The 13,018-nt window shown below is 63.9% G+C and carries 8 protein-coding genes; 4 read left to right on the top strand and 4 right to left on the bottom strand.

Going from position 1 to position 13,018, the window contains the following annotated elements; all coding sequences use genetic code 11:
• Positions 1-166: 166 nt before the first annotated feature.
• The 3 genes from fer to RBH22_RS06145 form a co-directional block, all read right to left on the bottom strand.
• Positions 167-916: a ferredoxin Fer gene (fer, locus tag RBH22_RS06155; protein ID WP_306676879.1), complete on the bottom strand. Its 750-nt coding sequence runs from the start codon at positions 914-916 to the stop codon at positions 167-169.
• A gap of 103 nt (positions 917-1,019) precedes the next feature.
• Positions 1,020-5,546, bottom strand: a complete 4,527-nt coding sequence (locus RBH22_RS06150; protein ID WP_306676878.1) for a S8 family serine peptidase — start codon at positions 5,544-5,546, stop codon at positions 1,020-1,022.
• A gap of 1 nt (position 5,547) precedes the next feature.
• Positions 5,548-5,874, bottom strand: a complete 327-nt coding sequence (locus RBH22_RS06145; RefSeq protein WP_306676877.1) for a hypothetical protein — start codon at positions 5,872-5,874, stop codon at positions 5,548-5,550.
• A gap of 190 nt (positions 5,875-6,064) precedes the next feature.
• On the opposite strand from RBH22_RS06145, the gene RBH22_RS06140 reads away from it, so the two are divergent.
• On the top strand, positions 6,065-8,230 hold the full coding sequence (locus RBH22_RS06140; protein ID WP_306676876.1) for a PAS domain-containing protein: 2,166 nt from the start codon (positions 6,065-6,067) through the stop codon (positions 8,228-8,230).
• A gap of 18 nt (positions 8,231-8,248) precedes the next feature.
• On the opposite strand, the gene RBH22_RS06135 is transcribed toward RBH22_RS06140, so the two are convergent.
• Positions 8,249-8,458, bottom strand: coding sequence for a TOBE domain-containing protein (locus RBH22_RS06135; RefSeq protein ID WP_121569245.1), 210 nt, complete (start codon positions 8,456-8,458; stop codon positions 8,249-8,251).
• A gap of 175 nt (positions 8,459-8,633) precedes the next feature.
• Between RBH22_RS06135 and RBH22_RS06130 the strand changes: the two genes are divergently transcribed.
• From RBH22_RS06130 to RBH22_RS06120, 3 genes are all read left to right on the top strand, one after another.
• A complete protein-coding gene (locus tag RBH22_RS06130) occupies positions 8,634-9,842 on the top strand; it encodes a HAMP domain-containing sensor histidine kinase (RefSeq protein ID WP_306676875.1) in 1,209 nt (402 codons plus the stop codon).
• A gap of 321 nt (positions 9,843-10,163) precedes the next feature.
• Entirely contained in the window at positions 10,164-11,501 is a 1,338-nt protein-coding gene (gene trkA, locus RBH22_RS06125; protein ID WP_306676874.1) for a Trk system potassium transporter TrkA, read from the top strand.
• Positions 11,498-12,994, top strand: a complete 1,497-nt coding sequence (locus tag RBH22_RS06120; RefSeq protein ID WP_306676873.1) for a TrkH family potassium uptake protein — start codon at positions 11,498-11,500, stop codon at positions 12,992-12,994. Before trkA ends, RBH22_RS06120 begins: the two co-directional genes overlap by 4 nt.
• The last annotated feature ends 24 nt before the right edge of the window (positions 12,995-13,018 follow it).

Below are 13,018 nucleotides of genomic sequence, written 5' to 3'. Positions count from 1 at the left end.
TCGGAGTAGCCTCCAGTTGGTCGTACGCCGGCTGCTGTCTTGAAACTTCGTCCCGTTCTCAGCGGACTGGTAGCAGCGACACCCGAAATAGCTCGACTGCCCGCGGTTTCGAGTCCTGACGACATCGCCGTGACCGATTCGACCGTCTCGCTCGATCCGATCAGCCTCAGTCGTCCGCCCGCGCGTTGTCGAACTGCTCTGCGGGCAGTCGGAGCTCGGCGAGGCCGGGTAGCCGCTCGATGTTGAAGACGACTTTCAGATCGTCGGTGACCGGTTCGCCGATACACGAGAGGCGGATCCCCTGTTCTTTCATCTCGTCAGTCAGGACGGTGCTCACCGGCATCTCGAGTTCGCCCTCGACGACGGCGACAGCGCAGTTCGCGCACGCGCCGCCCCGGCAGGCGTAGGGCCACGAGAAGCCGTACCGTTCGGCGGCTTCCAGTAGGGTCTCTTGGGGTTCGACGACGAGCAGGCCGTGGCTGTCGATACCGAGGTCGGCCGCTTCGGCCTTCTCGAAGAGGTCCTCGTCGGTCAGCTCCCAGCCCTGCGATTCGACGACCTCGTAATCCAGGTACTCGACGGTCGGACCGAGTTCCTCGTCTTCGTCGTCTTCTTCCTCCTCCGCACCGGAGGCTCCGGGCTGCGTCCCCGACGCGCCGGATTCCCGTTCGCGGTCGGCCGCACCTGCCCCACCCGACTGGGCAGTATCGGCGTGTCCGTTTTCCAGGTGCGCATCGAACGTGGACGGGTCTCGACCGGCAGTAATGTGTTCGTACGCGCGCCGGACGCGTTTGAACTCCGCGAGCGACCCCCCGTGGTCGGGATGGGCGTCTTTGACTCGCCGGCGATACGCCCTGACGACCTCGTCCTCGTCGGCGTCGGCGTCGATTCCAAGTACGTCGTACGGCGACTCCACGCGCACGCCTTAGGAGATGACGGGGTTAAGTCCTCTCCTCGATGCCACGCGCTGAAAACGATGCTCGGTGACCCGGGTCACCCGCGAGACGGTCTGCCCGGGGTCACCGATGTCGGCGCGCGAGGAGCGCGGCAGCCACCACGGCAACGACGCCGGCGGCGGGCCCGAACCCGGGCGCGGACTGCTCCGTCGACGTCGGTGCCGTCGTCGCTACTGACGTCGACGGGGATCGAGTCGTCTCTGCCGGTCCGACCGCCGACGACGCAGCGGGGGTGACTGTCGGCGTGTTTGTCGACTCTTCGGCGGCCGAGACGCCGCTCCCATCACGGGGCTCGGTTCCGATCGCGAACACCGAGAACCCGGGTGTCTCTGCCTCGTACGTGCCGTTCCCGATGTGCGTGGTGTTCAGTCGCTGCCACGCGCCGTCGTGGTGCCGGTAGAGCCGTACCTGCTCGGGAGCGGTTCCGGCCGGCAGCGACGCGTTGGACACGGAGACGCGCAGCGTCGCGTTGCTGATCTGGTCGTCCGACACGCCGGTTGCGTCCGCGTGGAAGTAGCCGACGGGATCCCCGTCGGTCAGTTCGGGTGCCTCCCCCGTCGTCCGCGTCGGGGGCGTCACCGATATTCGCAGGCTCTCCGTGTCGCTGGCCGGGGTGATACGTACCTCCGTCACCGTGCCGACGTCCGACCGCGTGCGATTGCCGAACGCCGCGCCGACGGTCTCACCGGACTTGGCGTTCCGGACGCTGAGTTCGGCACCGCCGTCGGTTTCAGTGAGGTTCGAGGTCGTCTTCGGCGTCGGCGTCGGAGTCGGGGTCGGTGCAGGCGCCGGTGCGGGTGCGCCACCGCCACCACCACTGCCGCCGCTACTACCACCGCTGCTTCCGCTGTCCCCGCTGCCAGGCACCGACAGGGCGTTGGTCGACGCGGTCTTCGCGTTTCCAACTGCGTCGGTCGCGGTCACCGCGACCGCGTACGAATCGCCCGATCCGATCGCAGCGCCGTCGACGGTGAAGTTGCCGGTGTAGGTATCGTCGGCGTCCGCATCGCGCAGGTCGATCGTCCCGCCACCAAAGGCCGAGGCGTCGGCCTCGACCGAAGCGACGCTGCCGCCGTCTGTGACGGTCGCCGCGACCCGGACGCGGTCGCCGTCGGCCACCGTCCCGTCGCCGTCCGTCTGGTCACTGATCGTCGGGTTTCGCACCGCCGGCGGCGTCGCGTCCGGCGCGACTTCGACGTCACCCGCCGAGTAGTGGATCGGGACTTCGAGTCGGATGCCCTCGGCCGTCACTGTGCTCGACGCTGGCTCCGCCGTCGTCCCGATCGCTGAGACCTCGATATTCGCCGGATCGGAGACGCCCCAGTCGTCGAGTACGGCCGTCGGGAGGAACGCGGTGAAGAATCCCTGGTTCTGTCCGCCGTCGACGTTGTAGTGCGGAGCGGCGACGTAGAGACGCAGTCCGCCGGTAGTTTCGTCGTACTCCGGCGCTCCGAACGATTGCGCGTCGGTCGTCAGCATCGCGCCCGCGAATCTGTCGCGCCGCCCGGGATCGAAGGATCCCAGATCGGAGACTGCCATATCGACCGACGCGTTCGCGCTGACGTCTGCGCGGTCGGTCTCCGACCAGGGGTCGTTCGTCCCGTCAAGCTGTGATTGGTTGTACTGCACGTCGGCGGGGGCAGTCGTGACGTTGATCGCTGTCGTGTTCGCGTCCAGGGCGGTAGTGTCCCACGTCGCGTTTCGGCCCGCACCGAGGAGGAGACGCGGGGTCCAGTCGGTCACGGTGACGTTGATCGCGAGCCGCGTGTCCGAGGCGACGCCGATGTCCGAGAGGTCCGTGCGGTTGACGAGGTCTGAACCCGATTTATCCCGGAGTTGCATCTGGAGCAGTCCGTCGGGTCCCTGCGTGAGGTAGACTCGCGACGTGAGGTTGGCGCTGTCCGGTTCGGGGCCGCTCAGATGCTCCACCGTAACGTCTTCCACGACGAATTGGACGCTCGCGCTCTGTCCGCTCGCGCCGTTGTTCCCTGCCGAGTCGTTGGCCGCGACGAGCGTGGCGCGGTAGCGACCCACCTCTTTGAGACCGGTTACGTTGGAGTAGAATCCGTCTTCACTGCCGAAATCGGCCTCGGTCAACATCTGGACTGTCGTTCCAGTCGCGACGTCGGTGATCCGAACTTCGACATCGGAGAGCGTCTCGCTCGCGCTGAACGTCGTGTACAGGGTCCGCGTATCGATGACTCGGACCGAGAATCCGGAGATGCTTGGCGCCGTGCGATCGCTGACGTTGAGTTGGAGTTCGTTCGTGTCCGTCGCGTTGCTGTTGCCGGCGTAGTCGACTGCGGTTATCGGAATCGCGTAGCTTCCGTTTGGCGACGTCTCGTCGGCGTCGACCGCGACGGTCGCGTTGTAGACTGCATCGCCGTCAGCGTCGGTGAGCGTGACCGTTCCAGCCCCGAAGGCAGAGGCGTCGGCGGTCACGCGGTCCACCCCGCTTTCGGCGTCGGTCGCAGTCGCGTTGATCGTCACCGACTCGAGTGCGGTCACCGCTCCGTCGCCGTCCGACAGGTCGACCGCTGTCGCGTCAGTGATCGACGGCGGTTCCGCGTCGGTCAACTGGAGCGTGTTAGTCTGGACCGTGTCGTTGTTCTCGGCAACGTCGTACGCCGTGATCGGAACGGTGTACTCCGCGCCATAGGCGTCCGGCGGCGCGTCGACAGTGAACGTCGCGTTGTACTTTGCATCCCCGTCGGAGTCGGTGAGTGCGATCGTCCCCGCGCCGAACGCCGAGACGTTCGCCGTGACGTTCTTCACGCCGCTGTCGTCGTCCGTCACGGTGGCGTTGACGGTCACCGTATCGCCTTCGACGACGACCCCGTCGCTGTCTGTCGCGTCGACGGCAGCGGTGTTCGTGAGCGACGGCGGCGTGGTCTCTGAATAGCTGACGGATCCGACTGCTGCAGCGGCATCGACGAGGCCCGATCCGGCGCCGTTATCGGGTTCAGTTCCGGGTACGGCGCTCTCGTTCGCGGTCGTTTCGAGCACCGAGACCGTCTCGCTCGGGCTCAGCGAATCGTTTTTATCCGCCATCAGCGCGATGACGCCGCCGGCGTGGGGCGCCGACGCGGACGTTCCGAAGAAGCGATCGGGTTCGTACGCGTCCGTCGAGACCCCATCAGGTGCGACGATATCGGGCTTGATTCGGCCGTCGAGTGTCGGCCCGCGCGAGGAGAAGGCTTCGACCTCGTCGGTGTCGTACCGCGTCGCGCCGACGGTCAGCACTGCGTCCGTCGTCGGATTGGTCACGCTCCGAGCAGCCGTGGATGGCGTGAGCGACTGTTTGTCGCCGCTGAACAGCGTGAACGTGACTGGTTTCGTCGCCGCGTTTTCGCGCTTGATGGCGAGGTAGTAGGTCCCGGTTGCGCCGGTTCCTAAACCGATCGCCTCTGTCGGCTCACCAGTGTATGTCATGTTCTGAACGTTATTAGACACTACGGCCGGGTTGTCGGGATAATCGCTTTTACTATCGTACAGGTAGAGGTCGTAGTTCTGATCGCTCTGCTTCCAATCGTCCCACTGCAGCCACACGCTCCCGCTGCCACTGCTTTCGACGGTCAGCAACTCCCGGTCGCTCGTGAAGTTCAGCCAGTCGTCGCCGTCACCGTCCTGCCAACTCCCGTGCCAGTGGTTTCCGTTTGCCGCGTTGCCGGAGGAGACGCTCCAGACGGTTCCGTTTGCCGCGGACTGCTCGAACTCCTCGTTGAACGCCCCGCTGCCGTCCAGCGGCCCCACGTTGTACCACGACAGCGACATCACGGCCACGTCGACGGACGTGTCCTCGCGGATGTAATCCATCGCATCGAGGAGGTCGACGCCGGATTCGACGTCGATCAACACCAGCGAGACGTTCGGTGCGGTGTCGACGACGACCTCCGAGACCGCAGTCCCGTGTGCGTCCGAGGTATTCGTGAAGTCCCCTCCAGGATTGTACACGTCCGCGACGTTGTCGCTGATCTCCGGATTCGTCGCATTGAACTCCATATCGACCACGGCGACGGTGACGTTGTCGCCGTAGTGGCCTGCAGTGTACGCGCCGGAGGTGTTCATCGTTGCGAGCCCTTCGCTCACAACGCTCCCGCGGTCGACGGTGGCCGTCGTCGGACGGTTGGGTCGGCGGATGCGTTCGACGGCAGGCGTGTTCGCGACGGCTGTCAGCGCCGATCGTGGGAGGCGCGCTTGTACGAGATTGCCGTGTCTGAGTGCGACGGCCCCGGCGTTGCCGCGAACGCGATCGGCGACGGCGTCCCCGTTCCCCGCCGCTGCTTCGACGACGACGTCGACCATCTCCCCGCTCTGTGCGTCAGTCGTGAGCGATGGTCCGGACGACGACGTGGCGGTCTGATCGTCGAGGAGTCCGGATTCGATTTTGACCTCCGGTGGGGTCGCGTTCGCGTCGTCGTCCGAGGCAGTCGCACTCTGATCTGTGGGCGTTCCAATGCCGGGGGTAGACAGCGAGCTACTGTCGCTAGCTGCCGTATTCGTCGCACCACCGGCCCCGACCGCAGGGACCGCACCCGCCACAATCAGGACGGTGACCGTCGCGAGGACGAGAAGCTTTTTTCGGTCCATCTTACGTCGGCTGTGGCTCCTTCGGCGGTCGGACCGCAGAGACGTTCTCGTGTCGCGAGAGGCCGACGAGTTGGTCGACTGCGACGTAGCCTTGGACGAGCTGGCCTTGCCGCAGTTCGACGCGCACGTCGTACCCCTCCGGAAGCGATGCACCCGAAGTCAACTCGACCACGACTTGGACCGATCTATTGTCGTAGGCCAGACCGGCTTTTGACGCGTATTCGGATCGGTTATCCGCAGTCACAACCCCGTACAACCGCTGATCGAGGTTCGGCGGGTGCGACGGTTGGGTGGTCGTCGCTGTCCCGGTCCGCGTGGGCTCCGGCACCGGCGTCTCAGCAGTCTGTGAAGATCCGGCACAGCCGGCGAATACTACCAGGAAAACGATAATTACGCTATATGGCTTGAACATCGGTGCGACGGTAGATGTATCCTAATTTGAGGTTCCCGGTATGAGCGTTGTGACTCGGCGCCGTCGCTCCGAACTGATTTATGAGTACGGTGGGATTACCCTCGGTATGCCTCTTTCAGCGTCAGCATATCACTCCCTCTTCGAGGCCGACCCGGACGGCCTCGTGCTTCTCGACTCGCCGGCGGGCGTCATTCGCGAGTGCAACCAACAGTTCTGCGATGTCGTGGGCCGGCAACGAGACGACCTCGTCGGTCGGGCGTTTTCGACGCTCACGTCGTCCGACCGAGACGTCGCCTCGGCTCTCGCAGGCGACAACACTGGCGCTGATACCCTCGTCGTTCGACTGACGACCGGCGTCGGCGACGTGGTCCCCGTCGAACTGCGTACGTCGACTGTAGAGATGGACGACGGCGACGACGCGGGTGAGTTCGTACTCGCTCGGGTGAGAAGAGTTTCATCCGGCACCCACGAACCCGAACTCGAACGAAAATCGAAGGTCGTCGACGAAGCCCCGATCGGGATCACGATCAGCGATCCCGACCAGGAAGACAACCCGCTGATCTACGCGAACGAGACATTTCAGGACCTCACCGGCTACGCCACCGAAGAAATTGTCGGCCGCAACTGCCGATTCCTGCAGGGCGAGAAGACCGATCCGGACGCTGTCGCGGCGATGCGCGAGGCGATCGACGCCGAGGAGCCCGTCACAGTCGAACTCTGCAACTACCGCAAAGACGGCTCCGAGTTCTACAACCGGATCACGGTCGCCCCGCTGTACGACGACGCGGGCGCGCTCGCCAACTACGTCGGCTTCCAGTACGACGTCACCGAACGCGAACAGTACAGACAGAAGCTCGAACTCTCCCACAATATGCTGAAGACCGTCCCAAGCGGCGTCTTCCGAACCGATCCGACGCCGGACGGCACGTTCGAGTACGTCAACCCCGCGCTCGTATCGCTCTTAGATGCCACCTCGGCCGACCAACTCCGCGGGCGGCGCGTGGCGGAGTTCTACGTGGACCCTACAGCGCGCAGTGACTTGATGGAGGCGCTACGGAACACCGACGGTGACCAGGTCAGACGCGAGGTGCAACTCGAAACGCTCGACGGCGCGACGAAGGACGTGATCGTCACGGCGTCGCTGTCGGAAGACGCGGCGGGCAACGAACACGTCCACAAGGTGGTTCAAGACATCGCCGAGCGCAAGGAACGCGAGCAGGCGCTCGAACGCTACGAACGACTCGTCACGAACCTCCCGGTCGGCGTCTATCAGCACACACCCGGCCCCGACGACGAGTTCACGCTCCTGAACGACGCGATGGTCGACATTTTCGACGCCGACTCGAAAGCTCACCTGCGCGAGCAACACGTGCGCGATCTCTACGTCGACCCGAGCGAGTACAGCGAGTTCGCCGATCGCCTGCTCGATCAGGGATTCGTCCAGGACGAGGAGTTCGAACTGGAAACCCTCGCGGGCGAGACGATCTGGGGGGCGGTCACCGCGATCGCCAGAGAGGTCGGCGGTGAGACAGTCATCGACGGCGTCGTGCAGGACATCACCGAGCGCAAACGGTTCCAACAGCGGCTCAAAGAACAGCGGGACAACCTCGACGTGCTGAACCAGATGCTCCGCCACGACATCCGAAACGACCTGCAGTTAGTCACGGCGTACGCCGACTTCCTCACCGACCACGTCGACGACGAGGGCCGAGAGCACATCGAGACGATTCAGGAGGGAGCGATGCACGCGGTAGAACTGACACGAACCGCGCGGAGCATCGCAGACGTGATGCTCACGACCGACGAGGAGCGCCAGCAGGTCGACCTCGCAAACGCGCTCGAAACCGAACTCGACGACGTTCGTTCGACGTACTCGGAGGCGGTGATCACCGTCTCGGGGACGGTTCCCTCGGTGGCGGTGTGGGCAAACGAGATGCTGGGCTCGGTCTTCCGGAACCTGTTGACGAACGCCGTCCAGCACAACGACAAGGAGATCCCCAAAGTGGACGTGTCGACGTCAGAGCGCGAGGAGACCGTCGCCGTCCGAATCGCCGACAACGGGCCGGGCGTGCCCGACAGTCAGAAAGACACGATCTTCGGACGTGGCGAGAAAGGACTCGAAAGCGAAGGGACCGGAATGGGACTGTATCTCGTCAAGACGCTGGTCGAAATGTACGGCGGCGACGTCGCCATCGAAGACAAGACGGCAGGAAACGCCCGCGACGACTCGGACGGAGCCGTCTTCGTGGTCGAACTTCCGAAAGTGGGCTAATCGCGCAGTCGCGCGGCGTCACTCTTTGGCGATCATCACTTCGCTCGCTTTGATCACGGCCGACACCTCGTCGCCTTCCGCGAGGTCCAACCGGTCTGCGGACCCGCGCGTGATCGTCGAGGTGACTGTCTGACCGTCGCCGAGTTCGACCACCACCTCCGCCGTAATCTCGTCTTTCTTGATCGCGGTCACGGTTCCAGCCAGATCGTTGCGGGCACTGAGTCCCATACACAAGTGTTATTGTTCTGAAATTAAATAGCTGCTGGCGGCGATTGCGACTCCGGCGTGTCGCATCGCGGCGGCCGTTACAGTTTTTCTCTCCGCCCGCGCTCGCCCTCGAGCGAGACTCACCGCTGATATTTGGAGCGCAAAAGATACAACGCGAATCGGCGAAACCGCGGGTATGGACGGGCTCGGCGAAGAAGCCGACGGTCGATCGGAGTTCGAGTTTTCCCGGGAGACCGACGCATCCCACCAGATCGAGCTCTACGACCTCATCCTCGACATCTCGACGAGTCTGATGAGCGCCGAGCCCGACGAGTTGGAGACGAAACTGCGATGGGGGCTCGAAAGCGTCGGGAGACACATCGGTGCCGACCGTGGCTACGTCTTCCAGGCTCAGAACGGCGGCTTCGAGAGGACGACCGGGTGGACCGACGAGGGCGTCGTCCCCTGGAGCGCCCAGCGGCTCGACCTCGAGGAGTTCGAGTGGCTGCACCGTCGGCTCGAACGCTTCGACAACACGGTCGTTCGGACGAACGAGCTCCCACGGGGCACCCACCTCTACGAGTTGCTGTCGAGCGAGGGCGTCGCGTCGGCCGTTTTTCTGCCGATGGTCGACAACTGGTCGCTCGAAGGGTTCGTCGGATTCGACGTCGTCGAGTCCAACCGCCAGTGGGACGACACGGAGGTGAACCTTCTGCGGACGGTCGCCGATATGATCACGCACTCGCTGGGTCGCGTGCGGCGCGAGCAGACGCTCGAAGCCCAGAACGAGCGGCTGGAGACGTTCGCGGGCGTCATCTCCCACGATCTCCGGAACCCACTCAACGTCGTGACCGGGTCCCTGCGCCTCGCACAAAGGGACCTGGACTCGCCGCACGTCGACCGAGCGGCCCGCGCGGCCGACCGGATGGAGGGCCTCATCGAGCAGGTGCTGATGCTAGCCACACAGGGACAAGACATCAGCGACCCCCGCCCTGTCCGGCTCGAATCGGTCGTCGAGAGCGCGTGGGATACGAACGACACCCGAGCGGCCGAACTACGGATCGAAGACGGACTCGGCACCGTCGACGGCGACCCAGACCGGCTTCGCGAAGCCTTCGGGAACCTCTTTCGCAACGCGGTCGAACACGGCGGCGACGACGTCCGCGTCCGGGTCGGACCGTGCGCGGAGGGGTTCTACGTCGCAGACGACGGCCCCGGGATTCCGGAGGATGCGCGCGAGTCCGTGTTCGACCGGGGATACACGACTGGCGGGACCGGACTCGGACTGGCGATCGTCCGGACCATCGTCGAGGCGCACGGCTGGTCGGTCCGGGTCCGCGAAAGTGCCGACGGCGGCGCCCGGTTTGAAATCACCGGCGTCGGTTGCGGAAGGGCCTCGGACTGATACTGTCGGACAGAAGTCCGTGAATCGTGTTGGCCCCCGCGGGGTGCCGATACGCCTCACATCGTTCTGTCCGACAGTATGAGGTGCTGGTCTTCGATTCAGACGCTCGGCCGCGAGCGAGGCCCCGGTAACTATCGCAGGGAGCGTTGCGAACCCGCTCCGTCTCGCCTGTGTCTGACTGGGAGTGTCTTTTTGTATTGCACCGTTGATAGTTACTCCTACAGTAGCGTTTGCAACGAAGTGCGCGGCCGATCGCACGACTGCGTGCGCTCGGGTGCTTTCGGAGGTAAACGCAACGATAGCTACCTCGAGGGAGATCAGATGCGGGTCATCATCGTCGGAGCCGGCGAAGTCGGCTCCAACATCGCGGCCAGCCTCGCCGGGGACCACGACGTCATCGTCATCGACGTCGACCCCGAAAAGGTGGAGGAACTCACGTACACGAGTGACATCCTGGCGATAGAGGGTGACGGGACCTCGTTGGAGACACTCGAAGACGCTGGTCTCCGTGAGTCGGAGATGCTCATTGCCAGCACAGACGTCGACGAGACGAACCTCGTCACCTGCGGGACGGCGAAGACCGCAAGCGACGTCTTCACCATCGCTCGTGTACGAAGTGCGAACTTTCTCGACACGTGGGCGCAGTCGGACGGCGCATTCGGGGTCGACTTTATGGTGTCGACGGACCTGTTGACGGCGAACGACATCGTGCGTGTGGTGGGAGTTCCGGCCGCGGTCGACGTCGAGTTGTTCGCGGGTGGGCTCGTCCAGATGGCCGAATTCGAGGTCGCCGAGGACAGCAACATTGCCGGCCGCACTGTCGAAGAGGCGGACCAATTCGAGGCGCTGACGTTCGCTGCGTTGGTGCAGGGTGGCGAAGTCGTGATCGCTCGGGGGAAAACGCCGATCGAGGCCGGAAACAGAGTCATCGTCATCGGTAGCCTGGCGAGCGTCCACGCGTTTTCCAGAACCGTCGCACCGACGGCAACGCCTGACGACGCCCGTGACATTGTCATCGTCGGCGGAAGCAACATCGGATATCACACAGCCAAGCTCCTGGAGGAGCGAGGGATCGAACCGCGCCTGATCGAGCAGGATTCAGAGCGGGGTCGTCAACTCGCGGAGGGCCTGCCGAAGACGATCGTATTGGAACACGACGCGACGAACGTGGAGTTCCTCACTGGCGAGCGCGTCGACCGAGCAGATGCCGTCATTGCGGCGACCGACAGTGACGAGAAGAATCTCCTCGTCTCGCTGCTTGCGAAGAACATCGGCGCTCGACGAACAGTCGCCGTGGTCGAGCAGGGCGATTACGCGAGTCTCTTCGAGGCGGTCGGCATCGACGCCGCGATCAACCCACGCAAGGCCACGGCGGAGGAGATCGTCCGATTCACCCGGGAAGGACAAATAGAGAACCTCTCGCTCATAGAGGACCGTCAGGCTGAGGTGCTAGAGATCGAAGTAGACACCGAAAGCGCCCTCGCTGGACGGCCGATCCGCGAGAGCGTTCGTGCGCTCCCCGAGGGGGTCGTTATCGGGGCAATCGCCCGCGACCACGACCTCGTCGTCCCCCGCGGGGATACGGTGATCGAGACCGGAGATCACGTGGTTCTTTTCGTGTCTGCAGACACGCTCACTGCTGTGATGAACGCGATATGAGGACCCGAGTCAACTGGCGCGTCAGCTGCCGACTGGTCGGGACCATTCTCAAATGGTTGTGGGTCCCGCTCGTCTTTCCGCTCGGACTCGCCCTCTACGACGGCACGGCGCTATTGCCGTTCGCCCTGCCGATGGTCGGCACCGTAGTCGTTGGCGTCGGACTCGAACAACTGACCGAAGACCGGGAGCTCCAGACGCGAGAGGCGTTTCTGATGGTTTCGCTGACGTGGTTGAGCATTGCACTGGTCGGCGCAGTTCCATTCGTACTCGCCGATTCTGGTGTGATTGCAGCGCCCGTGGACGCGCTCTTCGAGAGTATGAGCGGCATCACGACGACGGGAGCGACGGTCATCGTCGATTTCGACCGCCACACGCGAGCGATACTGCTGTGGCGGGCCGTCCTCCAATGGATCGGCGGACTCGGGATTCTCGTGTTGGCGACGGCAGTGCTTTCTCAGCTCTCTGTCGGTGGGGCACAGCTTATGGAGACCGAAACGCAGACACAGGACGTCAACAAGCTCACGCCCCGGATTTCAGAGACGGCCACCCTGCTTTGGAAAATCTACCTCGGACTGACTAGTCTTCAAGTAGCAGTCCTCTATGGGCTCCATCTGCTGGGATACGCTCCGAATATGACGCTGTATGATGCCGTGGCGCACGCCTTCACGACGATTTCGACGAGCGGTTTTTCACCACGTGGGGAGAGCATCGCTGCATTCTCGCCCGCCGTCCAGTGGGCGATCATCCCGTTTATGGCGACCGGTGCGACGAGCTTTATGTTGATTTACTTCGTCCTCAGGGGGGACTACGAGCGGCTCAGACGAAGCGACGAATTTCGGTTCTACGTTGGGATCTTGGCGCTGCTCGCGCTCGGTGTCGGGACTGTGCTGTCCATCGACGGCTCGCCGTACACGAGTGTCGAGGCAATCGCTCGGCACTCTCTGTTCCAAGTCGTCTCGATTGTGACGACGACTGGCTATGCGAGTACGGACTTCAATCTCTGGTCGTCGGGAGCAAAGCATCTCCTGTTCGTCGGGATGTTTATCGGCGGGATGGCCGGCAGTACGACCTGCTCGATCAAGACGCTTCGCTGGCTGGTCGTCGTGAAGGCGTTCCGCCGGGATCTGTTTACGGCCTCGAATCCGAACGCGATCCGGCCGGTTCGCCTCAGTGGAAACGTCGTCGACGAGGGGACGATCCGAGACATCTACGCGTACACCCTCGTCAGCCTCGTGTTCTTCATCGTCGCCACGATTATCGTCGTCGTGGACGCCTCGCGAGTACAGTTGAACGTCTCCGAGTTCGAGGCGATGAGCGCGGCCGCAGCGACGTTTTTCAACGTCGGCCCCGCCTTCGGGATCGCTGGGCCGCTCGAAAGTTACGAGCCGTTTCCGGACTCGACGAAACTCCTGATGACGTTTCTGATGTGGATTGGACGAATCGAGATCATCCCGGTACTGGTGCTCCTGACGCCGTCGTACTGGCGATCGTGAAGCCGGCGGCAGCAGCGCGGCTCT

Origin of the sequence: Halobellus sp. H-GB7 (assembly GCF_030848585.1) — an archaeon.
Classification (GTDB): domain Archaea; phylum Halobacteriota; class Halobacteria; order Halobacteriales; family Haloferacaceae; genus Haloquadratum; species Haloquadratum inordinatus.
This window is presented reverse-complemented; position numbering and strand designations above follow the sequence as displayed.